The organism is Sphingobacterium shayense (assembly GCF_013179575.1).
Taxonomy (GTDB): Bacteria; Bacteroidota; Bacteroidia; order Sphingobacteriales; family Sphingobacteriaceae; genus Sphingobacterium; species Sphingobacterium shayense.
In genome coordinates this window covers 1-19,192 of the sequence record NZ_JABMCQ010000071.1, presented here as the reverse complement: position 1 = coordinate 19,192, position 19,192 = coordinate 1, and the positions used below count along the sequence as shown (strand labels likewise).

General features: G+C 40.9%; 15 protein-coding genes. 13 read left to right on the top strand and 2 right to left on the bottom strand.

Annotated features, from left to right (window positions below; genetic code table 11):
- Together HP439_RS10130 and aspS are read right to left on the bottom strand one after the other, a co-directional pair.
- Positions 1 to 919: LUD domain-containing protein (locus tag HP439_RS10130; RefSeq protein WP_172390221.1), on the bottom strand; the 919-nt coding region annotated here is incomplete at its 3' end.
- Between the two features lie 189 nt (positions 920 to 1,108).
- Positions 1,109 to 2,863, bottom strand: coding sequence for an aspartate--tRNA ligase (gene aspS / locus HP439_RS10125; RefSeq protein ID WP_172390220.1), 1,755 nt, complete (start codon positions 2,861 to 2,863; stop codon positions 1,109 to 1,111).
- A 515-nt stretch (positions 2,864 to 3,378) separates the two neighbouring features.
- On the opposite strand from aspS, the gene mraZ reads away from it, so the two are divergent.
- From mraZ to ftsZ, 13 genes are all read left to right on the top strand, one after another.
- Complete coding sequence (gene mraZ / locus HP439_RS10120; protein WP_172390219.1) at positions 3,379 to 3,852, top strand: division/cell wall cluster transcriptional repressor MraZ; 474 nt, start codon at positions 3,379 to 3,381, stop codon at positions 3,850 to 3,852.
- On the top strand, positions 3,845 to 4,759 hold the full coding sequence (rsmH, locus tag HP439_RS10115) for a 16S rRNA (cytosine(1402)-N(4))-methyltransferase RsmH (RefSeq protein ID WP_172390218.1): 915 nt from the start codon (positions 3,845 to 3,847) through the stop codon (positions 4,757 to 4,759). Before mraZ ends, rsmH begins: the two co-directional genes overlap by 8 nt.
- Positions 4,760 to 4,768: 9 nt before the next feature.
- Entirely contained in the window at positions 4,769 to 5,176 is a 408-nt protein-coding gene (locus HP439_RS10110; RefSeq protein WP_172390217.1) for an FtsL-like putative cell division protein, read from the top strand.
- A gap of 12 nt (positions 5,177 to 5,188) precedes the next feature.
- Positions 5,189 to 7,315: a penicillin-binding protein gene (locus tag HP439_RS10105; RefSeq protein WP_172390216.1), complete on the top strand. Its 2,127-nt coding sequence runs from the start codon at positions 5,189 to 5,191 to the stop codon at positions 7,313 to 7,315.
- Between the two features lie 4 nt (positions 7,316 to 7,319).
- Positions 7,320 to 8,774, top strand: a complete 1,455-nt coding sequence (locus HP439_RS10100; RefSeq protein WP_172390215.1) for a UDP-N-acetylmuramoyl-L-alanyl-D-glutamate--2,6-diaminopimelate ligase — start codon at positions 7,320 to 7,322, stop codon at positions 8,772 to 8,774.
- A 9-nt stretch (positions 8,775 to 8,783) separates the two neighbouring features.
- Positions 8,784 to 10,028 carry a phospho-N-acetylmuramoyl-pentapeptide-transferase gene (gene mraY, locus HP439_RS10095; protein ID WP_172390214.1) on the top strand — a complete coding sequence of 415 codons (1,245 nt, stop codon included), beginning with the start codon at positions 8,784 to 8,786 and terminating at the stop codon, positions 10,026 to 10,028.
- Position 10,029: 1 nt separating this feature from the next.
- Positions 10,030 to 11,403 carry a UDP-N-acetylmuramoyl-L-alanine--D-glutamate ligase gene (gene murD, locus HP439_RS10090; protein ID WP_172390213.1) on the top strand — a complete coding sequence of 458 codons (1,374 nt, stop codon included), beginning with the start codon at positions 10,030 to 10,032 and terminating at the stop codon, positions 11,401 to 11,403.
- A gap of 11 nt (positions 11,404 to 11,414) precedes the next feature.
- Positions 11,415 to 12,611 carry an FtsW/RodA/SpoVE family cell cycle protein gene (locus HP439_RS10085; protein ID WP_172390212.1) on the top strand — a complete coding sequence of 399 codons (1,197 nt, stop codon included), beginning with the start codon at positions 11,415 to 11,417 and terminating at the stop codon, positions 12,609 to 12,611.
- Positions 12,612 to 12,619: 8 nt separating this feature from the next.
- Entirely contained in the window at positions 12,620 to 13,711 is a 1,092-nt protein-coding gene (gene murG, locus HP439_RS10080; protein WP_172390211.1) for an undecaprenyldiphospho-muramoylpentapeptide beta-N-acetylglucosaminyltransferase, read from the top strand.
- A gap of 3 nt (positions 13,712 to 13,714) precedes the next feature.
- A complete protein-coding gene (gene murC / locus HP439_RS10075; protein ID WP_172390222.1) occupies positions 13,715 to 15,070 on the top strand; it encodes a UDP-N-acetylmuramate--L-alanine ligase in 1,356 nt (451 codons plus the stop codon).
- Positions 15,063 to 15,890 carry a cell division protein FtsQ/DivIB gene (locus HP439_RS10070; RefSeq protein WP_172390210.1) on the top strand — a complete coding sequence of 276 codons (828 nt, stop codon included), beginning with the start codon at positions 15,063 to 15,065 and terminating at the stop codon, positions 15,888 to 15,890. Before murC ends, HP439_RS10070 begins: the two co-directional genes overlap by 8 nt.
- A 39-nt stretch (positions 15,891 to 15,929) precedes the next feature.
- Complete coding sequence (ftsA, locus tag HP439_RS10065) at positions 15,930 to 17,294, top strand: cell division protein FtsA (RefSeq protein WP_172390209.1); 1,365 nt, start codon at positions 15,930 to 15,932, stop codon at positions 17,292 to 17,294.
- A gap of 138 nt (positions 17,295 to 17,432) precedes the next feature.
- Positions 17,433 to 19,133, top strand: coding sequence for a cell division protein FtsZ (gene ftsZ / locus HP439_RS10060; RefSeq protein ID WP_172390208.1), 1,701 nt, complete (start codon positions 17,433 to 17,435; stop codon positions 19,131 to 19,133).
- The last annotated feature ends 59 nt before the right edge of the window (positions 19,134 to 19,192 follow it).

The following is a 19,192-nucleotide window of genomic DNA, read 5'->3' as shown; positions in this document are numbered from 1 at the left end:
GTTGCTCTTTTTGAGCTAGTAGGCTTGTTCGTCCGTTGTCCAGCAAGATGACATACATCTCTTCGGGTCCATCCAATTCAGAGGATTGTCGTGGTCCGCTCAAGACGGTGTTATAAACGGTTAGGTTTTGACCGGTTCCATGGGAAGCTAGCAAAGGCCAAAATAAATCTAAATCCTGCATACTCGGAATTATTTTTTCGATGCCTACCACAGCGATGTGAACTCTTGGGAAAGTCGTTGTTAATCGGGCATTTCCCTCGTTCTCAGTAATTGCGATACCGCCTGTATCCGCAATTAGAAAATTGGCGCCAGAAATACCAATGTCAGCGGCCTTATATTTCTCGCGAAGTAATTCCCGAGCTTTCATTGTTAGCTGTTCAGCGGTTGCTTCTAGAGGAGTATTGAACTTCTCATTAAATAATTTTGCTATTTCTTCTAGGCTTAAGTGCATCGCAGGAGTAACGAAATGGTATGGTTTCTGTCCTAGAAGTTGAATGATGAACTCGCCTAGATCACTTTCCATCACTTCGATATCTTTTTTTGCCAAGAAGTCGTTGAGTTCAATCTCTTCGGTGGCCATGGATTTTGATTTGATTACTGATTTGGCTTGATGGCGATTAATAATCCGCTCTACTTCAAGTTGAGCCTCACTAACATCATTTGCCCATATCACATTTCCCCCACGACGCGTAAAATTGCTTTCGAAATCGAGCAAATATCGATCTAGATTTTCCATGACTTTCCATTTTATGATGTTAGCTTTTTTCTTGGAATTGTCTAGATCTAGAAATTTGCTCTTACCACGTTCAAATGCAATGTTGTACTTGTCAATGTTGGTGTTGATGATATTACGATGTGCTTGGTCAAACGACTTGACAGCACTGTCGGAAAGAAATTTTTCTGCAATATTTTGCGCCATGTTGGTAAAAATAATCTTTTTTCAATGGAATAGCAAAGCAAGTTTATTATTCAGAACATTAACTTTAGAAGGAAGCTGGGCGCAAAAATGGAAAACGCGACGGGGTGTATCTTTTTAAAAATTAAAAGACTGTAGAACAATGATTCATGCTCTACAGCCAGTAAAGGATCTTATTTTCGAGTATGGAAATTACCGTTGGATGTCAAGCTGAAGACTCAGCTCTGTTAGCTGTGCTTTATCAACCGTTGACGGAGCGTCTATCATAACGTCACGTCCAGAATTATTTTTAGGAAATGCGATGAAATCTCGGATAGTCTCGTGCCCCCCTAAGATGGCTGCTAGGCGATCAAGACCAAAAGCTAAGCCGCCATGGGGGGGGGCGCCGTATTGAAATGCGTTCATTAAGAATCCAAATTGTTCCTGCGCCTGTTCGGATGTAAAACCCAAATGCTTGAACATAAGCGCCTGTGTTTGCTTGTTGTGGATACGTATTGAACCTCCGCCAATTTCGTTGCCGTTTAAAACTAAATCGTATGCGTTGGCACGTACGTTGCCTGGATCCGTATCAAGTAGGTGCATATCTTCCGCCTTTGGAGAGGTAAAAGGATGATGCATAGCATGGTAGCGTTGTGTTTCTTCGTCCCATTCTAATAATGGGAAGTCGACAACCCATAGTGGTGCATACTCATTAGGTTTGCGTAGTCCGAGGCGATTTCCAAGTTCTATCCGTAGGGCACTTAGTTGACCACGTGTCTTGTCTGCTGGACCAGAAAGGACCAAAATTAGATCTCCTGGCTGTGCACCCGTTGCCTTTGCCCAGCTGGCTAAATCATCCTGATTGTAGAACTTATCAACCGATGATTTAAAGGTTCCATCAGATTCAAATTTGCAGTAAACCATACCAAGCGCTCCAATCTGAGGTCGTTTAACCCAGTCGATAAGCTCGTCAATTTGCTTCCTTGTGTATGCGCTTGCCCCAGGAACGGCTATGCCGACAACCAATTCCGCATTGTTGAAGACCGAAAATTCTTTGTGCTGTGCAATAGTATTTAATTCTCCGAACTCCATGCCGAAACGGATATCGGGTTTGTCATTTCCATATTTATTCATCGCTTCGCGATAAGTCAGGCGAGGAAATTTATCGATTTCAATATTGTGTATTTCACGTAAAAGATGACGGGTTAGCCCTTCGAACACTTCTAAGATATCCTCTTGCTCAATGAAGGACATCTCACAGTCAATCTGTGTAAATTCTGGTTGACGATCCGCTCTAAGATCTTCATCCCGGAAACATTTCACAATCTGAAAATAGCGATCCATTCCCGCAACCATCAAAAGTTGTTTGAAGGTCTGTGGAGATTGTGGTAAAGCATAAAATTCGCCCGGATTCATACGTGAGGGCACAATGAAGTCTCTAGCACCTTCTGGCGTAGATTTAATTAAATAAGGAGTCTCTACTTCACAGAAATCAAGATTTGATAAATAATTACGAACCTGTTGGGTCACTTTATGGCGAAACAGCAAATTGTTTTTAACAGGATTTCTACGGATATCCAAGTAGCGATATTTCATTCGGATATCTTCACCTCCGTCCGTTTCGTCCTCGATGGTAAAGGGAGGGGTTTGCGCTTCATTTAGTATTTGTAACTCTTCGACTAATACTTCGATTTCTCCGGTGCTAATCGTTGAATTTTTTGATTCACGTTCGATAACGGTCCCTTTTATTTGAATAACGAATTCTCGGCCGAGTGATTTTGCCGCTTGCATGATCGATTCTTGAGAACGAGATTCATCAAATATTAACTGTGTTATTCCGTAGCGGTCACGTAAGTCCACCCATATCATGAAACCTTTGTTACGGGACTTCTGTACCCATCCAGACAGGGTAACATTTTTGTTGACGTCGGCAATACGTAATTCGCCACAATTATGACTTCTATACATTATAAAACAGAGATTTAGTATACTTTAAATAAAAAGAATGTACGCTAGCGCGTCGTGCGTCTTTACTAAATACGACTTAACGCTCGTAGCGAAGTTAATTTTATGCAAAAATATCGCATTTCGCGGAGAATAAAGAAAGTTTATTAGCATATCGTCAGTTGTGCTCTAACACTGTTTCCCACAAGTTAAAAGAAGCTGTTTCATGTCCTCCACTTTTCCCCACCAAAACTTCGCTTAAGTGGATTTTAAGGTTTTTTAGGGGAATAATAGTGAAAAACTATGCGGCATTTTTTTTATTCCATTTCAGATTTATTTTGGGTTCGACGAAATTTATTTTCGTCCAAAGCTTGTTGTAACCCTTTGTTTATAAGGGTGTAGAGGGTATTGTTGTATGCGCTTCGTGGCGTATATACGGATATTTTTCGATGTGGAAAACTTTTTTGTGTTATATTGTGGGGGAAAGTGGGAGAAAGTGTATACTTTTACATTATAATTAGTAGCATTACTATATACAAATGGATTATTTAATCGGAGAATACGAATGCAAGTTGGACGCCAAAGGTAGAATGGTTGTTCCTGCCGGGCTCAAAAGGCAATTGCCTGATATTGAGCGTGAAGGGCTTGTGGTGAATCGTGGTTTCGAGAAAAATTTAGTTGTGTATACTAGAGGTGAGTGGAATAAGATCTTAGATCAGCTCTCTCGTTTAAGTCAGTTTCAGAAAAAAGGGAGAGAGTTTGTGCGAAAATTTACCAGTGGAGCGACTGAGTTGATGTTGGATTCTGCGGGCCGGGTTTTATTACCGAAGAGTTTGTTGGAGTATGCTGAAGTAGGGAGTGAGCTGGTGCTGGCGTGTAATCTTAGGAAAATTGAAGTGTGGTCCAAAGCGGAATATGATAAACAAATGGATATGTTGGCTACAGAAGATTTTTCCGATTTGGCCGAGCAGGTTATGGGTGGATTTGATTTAGAAGGAGGTTTTAATGGGTAATCCTGGAACGTATCATGTACCTGTGATGTTGGAGGAGTGTATGGAGGCTATGGCGATTAAATCAGATGGAATTTATGTCGATGTTACATTTGGTGGCGGAGGTCATTCTAGGGAGATTTTAAAACGCTTAGGTGAGAAAGGTCGGTTGATCGCATTTGATCAGGATCCAGACGTGCTGAGTAATGTTATCGATGATCCTCGGTTTAAGTTGGTGCAACATAATTTTAAGTTCTTGAAGAACAATTTGCGGCTGCTTGGGGTGAGGGATGTGGACGGAATATTGGGGGATTTGGGGGTTTCGTCTCATCAATTCGATTCGGCGGATCGCGGTTTTTCGATTCGCTATGATGCTGATTTGGATATGCGTATGGATCAGGTTGCTGATTTAGATGCTAAGAAAGTGTTGAATACCTATAGTGAGGAGGAGTTGCATCGTATTTTCGGTATGTACGGCGAAATTCAAAATGCACGAACTCTTGCGAAAGTTATAGTAATGGCGCGGTTGACAAAGAGTATTGAAACGGTTGCTGAGCTTAAAGATGTGATTAAACGATTAGTGCCGAAAGGGAAAGAACATAAATATCACGCTCAAGTTTTTCAAGCTCTTCGTATTGAGGTGAATCAGGAGCTGGAGGCTTTGCAGGAGTTCTTGGAGCAGTCTGTCTCCGTGTTGAAGCCGGGGGGTAGATTGGTAGTGATGTCTTACCACTCTTTAGAGGATAGATTGGTGAAGAATTTTATGCAAAAAGGTAAGTTTAAAGGTGAGGTTGATAAGGATTTTTTTGGAAATGAAATTAAACCCTTCAAAGTTATTAGTCGGAAGGCGATAACTGCGGGTGTTGAAGAGCTGGAATTGAATAATAGGTCACGCAGCGCGAAGTTGCGTGTGGCGGAACGTCAAGCTTAAACTTAGATTATGTCGAGAAACACAATTAAAAGTAAAGAATTAAGCGAGGAAGTCCAGGAGGAAATTGAAGATTCGGTAGAGGAAAAGGTTGAAGAGACTCAGAATTTTCTTCGTTCAATCTTTTCGGCTAAACCATTGTCAAGTTATTTGGTGGCCAGAAATCTTCCTTTCGCTGCGTTTGTCGCCTTATTGGGGTTATTGTATATATCAAATAGACATTTAGCGGAACGGACGGTTCGCTCAATTGACGGTTTGGGGAGAGATGTAAAGGAGTTGAGTTGGGACTATAAGTCTCTGTCTGCTGAATTAATGAAATTAACAACGCAAACAGAAATTGCCAAACGCGCAGATACTTTGGGATTAAAAGAACGGTTGCAGCCTGCAATTAAGGTAGAGGTAGTCGTTGAACAAAAATAAAACTAGAAGCAGATGAATATTAGGAAATCTATACTTATGAGGGTATACCTGGCGTTCGGGCTTATGGTGTTTGGTGCGTTGTTGGTGTTTGGGAAATTGGTTCATTTGCAATATGTGGACGGAGCTGAGTGGCGTGCGATGGTTGATAGCTTGACAGTGCGGGAACGTACGATCGACGCTGTTCGTGGTAATATATACTCTAATGATGGCAGTCTGTTAGCAACGTCCGTTCCTGAGTACGAGTTGCGCTTTGATGCTATGTCGATTCCTGCAGAGGCGAATGATGTATTTAATTCGAAAGTGGATTCGCTAGCAGATCGTTTAGCAAAGAAATTTGGAGACCGCTCTGCTCGTCAATACCTGACGTTATTAAAAAATGCGCGCGCGAAGGGATCTCGTTACGTGTTAATCAAGCGGGATGTGTCACATCAGGATTTGAAACTAATTAAAAAGTTTCCTTTGCTTCATACTTTTAAAGAAGGTAAGAAACGTTATCCGACAAGTTTAGTTACAGTCCGACAAAATAAGAGGATCTTGCCTTTTACAAATTTGGCTGCGCGTACTATCGGTTATAAAAATACGAAAGGCGATACAGTTTTAGTCGGCCTAGAAGGTGCATATGGCTCGTATATCGACGGTAAGAGTGGGTCTCAATTGATGCAACGAATTGCTGGCGGTGTTTGGGTTCCGGTTAATCGAGAGATAGAGGTGGCTCCCGTAGATGGGTCTGATATTATTTCCACACTTGATGTTAATATGCAAGATATGGCGCAGCGTGCATTAGAAAAGCAATTGATTGCTGTTGATGCTGATAATGGTTGTGTTGTTTTAATGGAAGTGAAAACAGGCGAAGTGCGAGCGATAGCAAATTTCACAAGAGATAGTGAAGGGGTGTTTCGTGAGAAATATAATTACGCCATTGCACAAGGGGCCGATCCGGGTTCAACGTTTAAATTGGCTAGTTATTTGGCATTACTTGATGATAAGTATGTGGACACAACGTCAACTGTAGACGTCGGGAATGGTACGTATAAGGTTCCTTCGCATACCATTCGTGATTCGCATGCGCCACGAAAATCAGTGATGACAGTTAGCGAGGCGTTTGAACAGTCGTCAAATGTTGCTATAGCGAAATTAGTGAATACGTATTACGGTAAGCATCCTGAAAAGTATACGGAAAAGCTACATCATTATGGTTTAGGAGAGCCCTTGGGTTTGCAGATTCCGGGAGAAACAAAACCATGGGTTAAATCGCCAGATAGCCGAACCTGGAGTAAATTATCGTTGGTGCAAATGGCTTATGGTTATGAGTTACGTTTAACCCCGTTGCAAACGTTAGCTTTTTATAATGCGGTCGCTAACGATGGAAAACTTGTTGCTCCGCTTTTTGTAAAAGAGATACAGCACCTGGGCAACACAATTGAAAAATTTGAGGCACGCGTGCTGAAGGAACAGATAGCAACACCAGACGCAATTAGAAAAGCTCAAGATATGTTAGAGCGTGTTATGGTCAAAGGCACAGGAAAGTCCTTAAGTTCTCCGCTTTATAGTTCTGCCGGAAAGACAGGGACTGCACAAATGAACGATGGAGCTAAGGGTTATGGCGCTAGACGTTACCAATCATCTTTTGCCGGTTATTTTCCGGCGGATAACCCCAAATATTCTATGATTGTCGTTATTAGAAATCCTAGAAAAGGATACTACGGTGCAACGACAGCTGGACCGGTTTTTAAAGAATTGGCGGATATGGTATACGCCAATGATATGAGTTTACATAAAACCTTAGCGAATAGGAAGGTCAATACAATTGGCTCGACAATACCCCTAACCTTACGAGGTTCTAAAGAGGCGTCTAATGCGGTGTACCAAGCGCTGGGATTTCAACCTACTAATTGGAATTCGCTAATGCAAAAGCTTGATACCGTCGGTAAAGATAAAGGAGTGCCTTTTGCAGTAACAACCATTAAAGAAGGGGTGGTGCCAAATGTGCGAGGAATGGGGTTGACAGACGCGGTATTTACAATGGAAAATGCAGGTTTTAAAACGCATGTTTCTGGAAAAGGTAAAGTAATAACGCAATCGTTGGTTGCAGGAACAAAATCGAAAGTAGGGACGCCAATCGTGTTGGCATTGAATTAAAAACATGAAGCTGAAAGAACTATTACATGCAATTCCGGTACAGCAACTCGAAGGAGTACTCGACATCGACATCTCATCGTTGTGTTTCGATTCTCGAAAGGTAGTCGCTGACAGCTTGTTTGTTGCGATCAGAGGAGAGCAAACGGATGGCCATTTATACATAGTCGATGCTGTTTCGAATGGTGCAAAGGTTGTTGTCCTTGACGAGTTGCCTCAGGTTCTTGACTCTGATATTACCTACGTATTGGTTGACGATACATCTTATGTTTTAGGTCTGTTGGCCACAAATTTCTATAAGGATCCTTCGAGGGAATTAAAACTCGTTGGAGTTACAGGAACTAATGGTAAAACGACTATTGCAACTTTGCTCTTTAATTTATTTGATAATTTGGGCTATCACGTGGGACTTTTGTCTACTGTTGAGAATCGAATTGGGAGTAAAATTATAGCAGCAACCCACACAACGCCAGATCCGATTGTATTAAATTCTTTATTGCGTCAAATGGTCGATGATGGGTGTGATTATTGTTTTATGGAGGTGAGTTCCCATGCGATCGTTCAACAACGTATCGCTGGTTTACGCTTTGCGGGCGGTGTTTTTACAAACATAACGCACGACCATTTAGATTTCCATGGGACGTTCTCTAATTATATCAATGCTAAAAAGAAATTTTTTGATGATTTAGATAGGTTTGCATTTGCCTTAACCAATAACGATGATCGTAACGGTATGGTTATGCTTCAAAATACTTTTGGGCATAAGAAGACTTATGGATTGAAAAATATGGCCGATTTTAAAGCGAGAATTGTAGAGAGCCATTTTGATGGAATGTTGCTTCAAATAGATGGTCATCAGGTGTGGGTGAAGCTTGTGGGAGGATTTAACGCATATAACCTGCTCGCAGTCTATGGCACGGCAATCTTGTTGGAGCAGGAAACTGTGAAAGTATTGACGGCGATGAGCGAAATACTTGGCGCCGAAGGGCGTTTCGAAGTCGTTCGTTCAAAAGATGGCATAGTCGGGATTGTAGATTATGCTCATACTCCGGATGCGGTTCAAAATGTGCTTTCGACAATACGGGAGTTGCGTCAGGGGAGTCAACAGATAATCACGGTTTTAGGTTGTGGTGGTGATCGTGATAAAACGAAACGCCCAGAGATGGCAGCGACGGCAGTTCGCTTAAGCGATAAGGTTATTATCACGTCGGATAATCCCCGCACAGAGGAACCGTTAGCAATTATTCGTGATATGGAAGCAGGTGTACAAAGTACGGATCGTAAAAACGTTTTTACTATTGCGGAACGAAAAGAAGCTATCCGAGCGGCATGTCATTTGGCGCAGCCAGGGGATATCATATTAGTTGCGGGAAAAGGACATGAAAAATATCAAGAGATCTCTGGTATCAGACATCATTTTGATGATAGAGAGGTTTTGGAAGGAACATTTAACGAACAATAAACAATAACGATGTTATATTATTTAGTTACCTGGTTACAAGAAAATATGCACATACCTGGAGCGGGGTTGTTTCAATACATTTCGTTTCGAACTGCTATGGCGGTAATTGTTTCGTTAGTCATTACTACAGTATATGGAGGGCGCTTGATAAGGGCGCTGCATGATAAGCAAGTTGGTGAAACAATTCGAGATCTCGGACTAGATGGCGAAAAACAAAAAGCAGGGACTCCAACTATGGGAGGCTTAATAATCATTGCTGGGATATTAATTCCGACTTTGCTATTTGCGAAATTGGATAATATTTATGTGATCATTTTGATTATTACTACTGTATGGATGGGGGCTATAGGTTTTCTAGATGATTATATTAAGGTTTTTCGAAAGAATAAGGAGGGATTGGCTGGTCGTTTCAAAGTAATCGGTCAAATTGGTCTGGGGACTCTAATTGCGATCACGATGTATTTCCATCCTGATATCGTTGTGCGTCAACAGGTGCAGAACCCTACATCTACAAAAGCAGTACAAATAATGACGGATACCCAAACGGGCGACCGATATTATGCCGAAAACGTCAAGTCGACAAAAACTAATATTCCTTTTTACAAAAACAACGAGTTTGATTACGCAAAGGTGCTTAGTATGTTTGGGTTGGATAGCAGTTTAGCGACGTTCTTGGTGTTCTTAGTTGTGGTTGTTTTTATTGTAACAGCGGTGTCTAACGGCGCAAATATTACTGATGGTATAGATGGTCTCGCTACTGGTACTTCCGCAATTATAGGTATAACATTAGCTATTTTAGCTTATGTGTCCGGCAACGTAATTTTTTCTGATTATCTCAACATCATGTATATTCCAAATTCAGGAGAACTCGTGATTTTCGCAGGTGCATTTGTTGGAGCTTGTACCGGTTTTTTGTGGTACAATGCGTTCCCGGCGCAGGTATTTATGGGGGATACCGGAAGCCTGGCAATAGGGGGGATTATTGCTGCTTTTGCCATACTAATTCGCAAGGAGTTGCTGATTCCAATTTTATGCGGTGTCTTTTTATTAGAAAATGTATCCGTAATACTGCAAGTCTCTTATTTTAAATATACAAAAAAGAAGTTCGGTGAAGGAAGAAGGATCTTTTTAATGTCGCCGGTACACCATCACTATCAAAAGAAAGGATATCATGAGTCAAAAATTGTTATGCGCTTTTTTATCGTGTCCATTATCCTTGCCATTTTGACCATAGTAACATTAAAGATTAGATAAAATGCCAAATATTGAAAATATATATTATCCACAATTTGGTTCACTAGTTATCCTTGGTGCAGGGGAAAGTGGGGTTGGTGCGGCTATTTTAGGAAATGATAAAGGCTTTGATGTATTTGTATCAGATATGAATGATATAACTCCCTTTTACAAGGACGTATTAATCCGAGAAACAATTAGATTCGAGGAAGGTCAACATACTGCCGAAAAGATCTTACAGGCGGATTTGGTCGTCAAAAGTCCCGGGATCCCGGAGCATGCTGCGGTAATTCAGCGATTAAAAGCAGCCGGCAAACCTGTAATATCTGAGATTGAGTTTGCGGCACAATATACTGATGCAAAACTTTATTGTATCACAGGTTCTAATGGTAAGTCCACTACAACGATGTTAACCTATCATATGTTGCAAAAAGGAGGTGTAAATGTCGGACTAGCTGGAAATATTGGTAAAAGCTTTGCTTTACAGGTAGCACGTGAAAATTTTGATGTTTACGTATTAGAAGTCTCAAGTTTTATGTTAGATGATATGTACCAATTCCGTGCAGATATCGCTGTGATATTAAACATAACGCCAGATCATCTAGACAGATACGAGTATAAAATCGAGAATTATGTAGCGTCTAAGTTTCGTATGGTTCAGAACCAAAGAAATACGGATTATTTTATATACTGTGCGGATGATGAGCTTACACAGCAAGGGTTATCTAGGTTCAAAACGAATGCAAAATATTTACCATTTACCCAAGAGGACCGCTTGGAAGTTGGGGCTTATTTAGACGAGACCAAAAATATTATAATTAAAATACCTAATCAAGACATTTTTACGATGAATATTGAAGAGCTATCCCTTCAGGGGAAACATAATGTGTATAACAATATGGCTTCGGGCCTAATAGCGAAAGTACAGGAGTTGCGCAACCAAACGATGAAGGAGAGTATGGAATCCTATGTGAATATCCCACATCGTTTAGAGCATGTCGCTTGTATTGGCGGGGTTAACTATATCAATGATTCTAAGGCAACAAATGTTAATTCCGTTTGGTACGCTTTGGAAAGTTTTTCGCCAGATATCGTACTAATAATGGGGGGAGTTGATAAAGGAAACGATTACGGAATGTTACGTGATCTGGTGAAGTCAAAAGTAAAAGCCATTATTTGCATCGGTAAAGATTCTACTCGCATTCATGAATCGTTCGAAGAAGATACAGAAGTTATTGTTAATGCTTCGTCGATGCAGGATGCTGTCGAGATTGCGTCTTATCTGGCGAAAAAAGGAGACACTGTTCTGCTTTCGCCAGCCTGTGCTAGTTTCGATTGGTTCAAAAATTATGAAGAACGCGGTGATAAATTTAAGGAAGCTGTAATGAGTCTTTAAAAGCATTTAAGATGATAGATCAGATATTTAGTAAGCTACGAGGAGATAAGTGGATTTGGATAATTGTTATTATCCTATCTGGTTGGTCTTTGCTTGCCGTATATAGTTCGGTCGGAACGTTGGCTTATAAAGAAGGTAAAGGAACTGAGTTGTACTTAGTAAAGCATTTCTCGATAATTGTGATAGGGCTTGTTTTGATGTATCTGTCACACAAATTAGACTATCGCTACTATGCCGGAATATCTAAACTGTTGATGTTGATTACTATTCCGTTATTATTGTTTACACTGATCGCAGGGAGTAAAGTGAATGATGCGAGTCGTTGGGTTACAATTCCAGTCATTAATCAAACATTCCAAACGTCAGATTTAGCTAAGTTGGCATTGATAACATTTCTTGCTCGGATGCTTTCTCGTAAACAAGAGGATATTAAAGATGTGAAGCGCTCATTTGTTCCTATAATGGGGGCCGTTTGTGCGGTGTTTATATTAATCGCATGGGCGAATTTGTCAACAGCATTGATGCTATTCGGTACTTGTGTATTGCTACTTCTCATTGGACGTATTAGTGCAAAGCAGATCGGTATCGTATGTGTTGGCGGAGGGTTTTTACTTGCATTGGTTATACTTATCGGACCAAGAAGAGCGACATATTTGAGTCGAATCGAGGGATTTTTTCGTACCGAACAATCCGGAGGGAAGCCGGTGCCCTTTCAGGAAGACAAAAATTATCAAGCGAATTTAGCGAAGATGACGATCGCCTCCGGTGAATTTTTCGGAAAAGGCGCGGGCAACAGTGTAGGGCGAAATTTGTTACCCCATCCGTATTCTGATTTTATATTCGCGATTATAATCGAAGAATACGGTACATTAGGGGGGGCTGTGTTGTTATTTTTATACTTGGCATTGATGTATAGATGCATACGAATTGTGACATTATCGCCTAGAGCATTTGGCGCATTTTTAGCGGCCGGACTAGGGTTTAGTCTTACCATTCAGGCGTTGGCGAATATGGCGGTGGCGGTGGGGCTCGGTCCTGTTACGGGGGTGCCGCTTCCTTTGGTGAGTATGGGAGGAACCTCGATATTGTTTACTAGTGTTGCATTAGGCATTATATTGAGTGTAAGTAGAAATGTTGAAGAGTTAAAAAACAAAGAAGAATTAAATGAAACGCCACAAGCTAGAAAAGTTGTGGTTGGTACAATATAACGAACGTGATGGCTCATAAAGTAATTATAAGCGGTGGTGGTACGGGTGGTCATATCTTCCCAGCGATTGCAATAGCAAATGCTCTGCGTCGTATTGATCCATCCGTGGAAATACTTTTTGTAGGAGCGAATGGACGGATGGAAATGGAAAAGGTGCCAGCGGCGGGCTATCAAATCGTTGGACTAGATATCCAAGGGATAGATAGAGGCTCAGTATTCAAAAACCTTTTACTTCCATTTAAAATGCTAAAGAGTCTTTGGTTCTCACGTAGAATCATCAAACAGTTCGATGCGGATATCGCGGTTGGTGTAGGTGGTTTTGCATCAGGCCCACTGTTAATGATGGCTAACATGATTGGTATACCTACTTTGATTCAAGAGCAAAATTCGTACGCTGGACTTACAAATAAGAAACTCAGCAGAAACGCTCAGAAAATATGTGTTGCTTACGAGGGAATGGAACAATTTTTTCCTTCTGAAAAAATTTTATTGACAGGTAACCCGATTCGACGGGCGTCGGTGGAAATAGAAGGTAAGCGCGAGGAAGCTTTAGCACATTTTGGATTAGAGGCTGGAAAGAAAACGATTTTGGTGACGGGGGGTAGTTTAGGTGCAAATACGTTGAACACATGCATGCGTCAAGCTTTACAAAAATTGGTTGATGTGCAAGTTATCTGGCAGTGTGGTAGTTATTATGCTGACTCCTTAATGCGTGAGTTTGATGGGAATCTTTCGAATAATATCAAATTGCTTCCATTTTTGCAACGGATGGATTATGCATATGCCGCAGCCGATATTGTGATTTCAAGGGCCGGAGCAGGGACAATCTCCGAGTTATGCGTGATTGGAAAACCTGTTGTCTTAGTCCCATCCCCCAATGTTGCGGAGGATCATCAAACTAAGAATGCGAAAGCTTTAGTGAATAAAAATGCGGCAGTGTTGATTAATGATATTGACGCAAAAGAAATTCTAATAGATACTGTGCTTTCGTTGTTAGATCGTCCTGAGCAGTGCGCGCTCTTGGGACAGGAGATTGAAAAATTGGCAAAGCTTGATGCCGACGAAGTTATCGCAAACGAAGTATTGAAATTAATAAGATAAATGATGAATCTCGAACATATCAAACATGTGTACCTTCTTGGAATTGGAGGGATCGGTATGAGCGGACTTGCTCGTTACTTTCAACATTTAGGATGTGAGGTAAAGGGGTACGATAAGACAGAAAGTGAATTAACCAAAACACTAGTCTCCGAAGGGGTTGAGATAATATACCAGGATGACATATCGTTGTTGCCAAGTGTGTTCAGTAAACCTTCGACGGAAAACCTGGTGATTTTCACTCCGGCAGTTCCAAAAGACCTGACGATAAAGAATTTTCTGCTTGATCAAGGCAATAGGTTGTTTAAACGATCAGAAGTTTTAGGAATTATTAGTGCTAGTAGATTTACAATCGCTGTGGCAGGAACTCACGGTAAGACGACAACTTCAACGATGATTGCACATGTGTTAAAGGATTCGGGGTACGATTGCTCTGCTTTTTTGGGAGGGATTAGCTCGAATTATAATAGCAACGTTTTATATGGTAATAACAATGTTGTTGTAGTCGAGGCAGATGAATACGATCGTTCGTTTTTGACTTTGCATCCAAATATTGCGATCGTCACATCCGCAGATGCGGACCATCTAGATATTTATGGAGACGAACAACATTTGCTGGAGTCTTTCGATTTGTTTTTAACACGTGTAGTGGAAAACGGATTGTCGATTGTCAAGAGCGGTTTGCCTTTAGAAGGTACGGTACGGTACGCGCTCAACGAAAAGGCGGACGCATATGCGGAAAATATTCGTATAGAAAACGATGCATTTCATTTTGATTTTCGCTCTGCAAAGAATGATATTTTAGATATTAATTTAGGTATTGCGGGTATCCATAACGTGGAAAATGCGGTAGCTGCAATTGTGGTCGCGTTGGAGTTAGAGATCTCCGTAGAAAAAATTAAGCGTGCATTGTCATCATTTCGTGGAGTCAAAAGGCGGTTCGAATATGTTGCTCGCAACGAACGTACCATTTATATAGACGATTACGCTCATCATCCAGAGGAATTACGAGCCTTTTTAGCTTCGCTTAGAAAATTATATCCTAATAAATGGCTTACTGTGGTTTTTCAGCCACATTTATTCAGTCGGACTCGAGATTTTGTCGCGGGATTTGCGGAGGTGTTAAGTCATGCTGATGAACTGTTATTGATGGATATTTACCCAGCGCGAGAAACGCCGATTGAGGGAGTGAGCTCCGAGTGGTTGTTGGATAAAATTAGATTAGCAAATAAACGTCTGGTGACCCCGCAAGAAGTTTTGGAGCATACACGCGAGTTCACTCCGGAATTGATTGTGACCGTCGGAGCGGGAGATATTGATAGATTGGTTAAACCTTTGAAAGAGATTATTGAGCATGCTTAAATTTGTTCGTAACATACCTTGGCGAATTATAGGCTACATCTGCATGTCGGTTGTGGGACTGTTTGGTATTGGTATGTTAATGAGTTTGGTCAAAACAAAGGACTCTGTTCAAGTCTGTACTTCGATGAAGGTTATGGTTGAAGGAAAAGAGACTTTTATCGATCAGCATGATATTTCAGATCTGGTAAACGGTGAATTTGGAAGGGTAGTTGGGAAGGAGCTCGCCACGTTACCTCTCGAAAAAATAGAGAAAGCGCTAATGACACTTCCTTATGTAGCATCTGCTGAGATCCATTCGGATATGGATGGTGTTTTGCAAATTGCCGTTAAGCAACGCGAAGTCATCATCCGTATAATGAATAATATGGGGCAGGAATATTATATTGATACACAAGGTGCTAAAGTTCCAGTGACGCTAAAATATGTGCCACATGTTTTGGTCGCCAACGGAAATATCAACGAGGGTTACAAAGTTGCATTGGATACCGTTGAAACACAACTGGTAAAGGATCTAGTATCAATCGTTAATTTTGTCAAAAACGACCCTTTGTGGAGCAATCAAATCGTGCAATTGTATGTGAATGAACACAAAGATATCGAAATAACACCACGCGTTGGTACGCAACAACTTCTCCTTGGTAATGCGGATAACTTACCAGATAAGCTAGATCGCTTATCAATCTTTTATAAGAAGATTTTACCAAGGGTAGGATCAGATGCATACAGCACAGTGAACGTTAAGTTTGATGATCAAATCATTTGTGAACGTGAGGACGGCTGGGTGCTGGATAGTTTGCAAATGAAATTAAAAATGAAGTAGATAAAATAGGAATAATAACAGCAACAAAATACACAGCATATGAAACCAAGATTAGCAGAAAACGAGAGAGAAAATCCGATTATCGTAGGATTGGATATCGGTACCACAAAAATTTGTGTAACAGTCGGTCGTCGTAGTGGTACGAATAAGATCGAATTGTTGGGTGTGGGGAAAGCAGAATCTTCGGGGGTGAACCGTGGCGTGGTAGCTAATATTCAAAAAACTGTTGGCAGTATTAGAGAAGCGGTGTCGATCGCTGAATCTCAGTCTAACGTAGATATTAAAGTTGTCAACGTGGGGATTGCTGGTCAACATATAAAAAGTATACAACATCGCGGAATATTAACTAAAAGAGACTATGACGAGGTTGGACGCCTAGATGTCGAACAGTTGATTTCAGACATGTATAAACTTGTTCTTCCTCCGGGAGAGGAGATTATTCATGTACTCCCTCAGGAATTTACGATCGACAATGAACCCGGTATTAAAGAGCCGATTGGTATGGCGGGTCGTCGTGTGGAGGCTAATTTTCACATCATTTCGGGACGCGTGACTGATATCCGCAATATTAAGCGTTGTGTTGATAACTCGGATTTAGAAGTCTCGTCTTTAGTATTAGAACCTCTCGCGTCATCTGAAGCTGTGTTGGATGAAGAGGAAAAAACTGCTGGTGTTGTGTTGGTGGATATAGGTGGTGGAACTACGGATTTAGCTATCTTTCATGAAGGTATTATTCGTCATACTGCTGTTATTCCATTAGGTGGAAATATTGTGACGGAGGACATTAAGCAAGGTTGTTCTGTTCTACGTAACCAGGCCGAGCAATTAAAAGTGCGTTATGGATCTGCATTGGCTGATGAAAATAAAGATAATGAGGTTATTTGTGTTCCTGGGATTCGTGGGCGTGAAGCCAAGGAAATTTCTGTAAAGAATTTGGCTTATATTATCCAAGCTCGTATGGAGGAAATTATTGAACACGTATATTACGAAATCAAATCTTCAGGATACGAGGATAAACTTATTGCGGGAATCGTTATTACTGGCGGAGGTGCTCAATTGAGACATCTAGTTCAACTAGTTGAATATATTACAGGTATTGGTTGTCGAATTGGATATCCAAACGAATATTTGGCAAAGACTGAAATGTTAAATAAGCAAGCTCTAGAGGAACTGAAAAGCCCAATGTATGCTACCTCCATTGGTTTGTTAATTAAAGGAGTACAAGCTATCGAAGAGGATGAGGCAACCCATCAAGAAGTGGTTTCGAAATCAGCTCCAAAAGAAAAGGTAACAGAGATAGCAGAGGAAAAGAGAAAAAAGGAGAGTTGGTTTACAAAAATTCTCTCTGATTTTATTAAGGATGATGCAGGAATCGACGACGATACCTTTATCGGAAAGAAGTAGTTTTCCACATTGGGTGATTTTTCCACAAATTAACATTTGTGGAAAACTGTTGTGAGGAATTTGGTATTATTACATTGTATTGTTGAATCTATAGGTGATTTTCTAAGTGGTTTAGCAAGAGTTAAATAGGGTAAATTTATGTCGATACAATTTGAAATGTTAAAGGAACAATCATCAATAATCAAGGTTATTGGGGTTGGTGGTGGCGGTGGAAATGCCGTTAATCACATGTACTTGCAAGGAATTAGCGGGGTTGATTTTATCGTTTGCAATACTGATGCGCAGGCGTTAGAACTTAGTCCTATTCCTAACAAAGTGCAATTGGGAGCTAGTTTGACAGAAGGAATGGGTGCTGGAGCCGATCCTGATGTCGGTGAAAATTCAGCGATTGAAAGTATCGAGGATATAAAGCGTATGCTTGGTACCAATACGAAGATGCTTTTTATTACGGCCGGTATGGGTGGCGGTACCGGAACAGGTGCAAGTCCCGTTTTGGCGAAAGCTGCAAAGGAACTGGGTATCTTGACCGTTGCAATAGTGACAACTCCTTTTACATTTGAAGGTAAACGACGTCGTTCCCAAGCGGAAGAAGGCTTAGAAGAATTGCGTAAATATGTAGATTCGTATTTAGTTATTTCCAATGACCGTTTACGTGAGATTTTTGGAAACCTAACCATGACAGCTGCATTTGCGAAAGCAGATGATATTTTAACCACAGCGGCAAAAGGTATCGCAGAAATCATTACTATTCCTGGTTACGTAAATGTGGACTTTAAGGATGTGCGTACAGTGATGAACGATAGCGGCGTTGCTATCATGGGTAACGCTGTGTCAAAAGGAGAAAATCGTGCTATTGAAGCCGTAACAGGTGCTTTGGCATCTCCTTTATTGAAAGATAATGAAATCGAAGGCGCTCGCTATATCTTATTGAATATTACATCTGGTACTAAAGAGGTAACAATGGATGAGGTTGCGATTGTTACAGATTACATACAAGAGAAAGCTGGGCTTTCTGCTGATTTGATTTGGGGTAACTGTATCGATCAAAACTTTGAGGATGAATTATCGGTAACGATAATTGCGACTGGTTTTCAGACTGCAGAGCAACGGGTTAAAGAAAAGGAAAAGGAAAAAATTGCTTTACCGTTGACTCCAGAGCCAGCAGTCAATCAGTTTGTAAAACCAGTTGTTCAGAACCAATTTTCTTCAGCAACAACAGAACCAGCACCAGCGCAGTCTTTTATTAAGCCAGTACAGAATACGGTGATATCCACACCTAACTCAACTCCTTCCGTGGATTTGTTTACTTCACCGAAGCCAATTAATTCGGCCGTTTCGCAGCCTCGCGAGGAATCCCAAGTGATTCGTCACACATTAAGCTTTGACGAACCTGAGGAGGCTTCAGCAAAGGAAGAAGAAACGGCGGGGTATGAATTGAAGACTTCTCCGTCGGTATTTGAGTTTAAACTGCCTTCCGTGTTTGATAGTTATAGTTCAAAAGAGGAAGCGATCAAAGAGGAAAGTTCTTCGTTAGAGAGTACACAAACGGAACCGACTGGAGCGACTCACATTGAAGAGTCGAAAGAGATTGATTTCGAAGATCAATTAATGAAAACTAAAGAGCGTATTTTACGCTTGAAAGAATTGAGCATGAAGTTGAAATCTAGCAACGGTTTGCAGGAACTAGAAACTGAGCCAGCATATAAAAGAAGACAAAAGCCTTTAGACGATGTGCCTCATTCTTCACAGTCTCAAGTATCACGTTTTACACTATCTTTTGACGACGGTGAAACTGAGATTCGTCCGAATAATTCATTTTTGCATGATAATGTAGATTAATAATTACCCTATTATAAAAAAAAAGACAGCTTAAGCTGTCTTTTTTTTTTATAATAGGG

Coding starts and splice junctions, on each gene's coding strand:
- murC (WP_172390222.1), top strand. CDS start 13,715: ATGAATCTCGAACATATCAAACATGTGTACCTTCTTGGAATTGGAGGG.
- ftsA (WP_172390209.1), top strand. CDS start 15,930: ATGAAACCAAGATTAGCAGAAAACGAGAGAGAAAATCCGATTATCGTA.
- mraZ (WP_172390219.1), top strand. CDS start 3,379: ATGGATTATTTAATCGGAGAATACGAATGCAAGTTGGACGCCAAAGGT.
- HP439_RS10100 (WP_172390215.1), top strand. CDS start 7,320: ATGAAGCTGAAAGAACTATTACATGCAATTCCGGTACAGCAACTCGAA.
- HP439_RS10110 (WP_172390217.1), top strand. CDS start 4,769: ATGTCGAGAAACACAATTAAAAGTAAAGAATTAAGCGAGGAAGTCCAG.
- murD (WP_172390213.1), top strand. CDS start 10,030: ATGCCAAATATTGAAAATATATATTATCCACAATTTGGTTCACTAGTT.
- mraY (WP_172390214.1), top strand. CDS start 8,784: ATGTTATATTATTTAGTTACCTGGTTACAAGAAAATATGCACATACCT.
- HP439_RS10070 (WP_172390210.1), top strand. CDS start 15,063: ATGCTTAAATTTGTTCGTAACATACCTTGGCGAATTATAGGCTACATC.
- HP439_RS10105 (WP_172390216.1), top strand. CDS start 5,189: ATGAATATTAGGAAATCTATACTTATGAGGGTATACCTGGCGTTCGGG.
- HP439_RS10085 (WP_172390212.1), top strand. CDS start 11,415: ATGATAGATCAGATATTTAGTAAGCTACGAGGAGATAAGTGGATTTGG.
- aspS (WP_172390220.1), bottom strand. CDS start 2,863: ATGTATAGAAGTCATAATTGTGGCGAATTACGTATTGCCGACGTCAAC.
- ftsZ (WP_172390208.1), top strand. CDS start 17,433: ATGTCGATACAATTTGAAATGTTAAAGGAACAATCATCAATAATCAAG.
- rsmH (WP_172390218.1), top strand. CDS start 3,845: ATGGGTAATCCTGGAACGTATCATGTACCTGTGATGTTGGAGGAGTGT.
- murG (WP_172390211.1), top strand. CDS start 12,620: ATGGCTCATAAAGTAATTATAAGCGGTGGTGGTACGGGTGGTCATATC.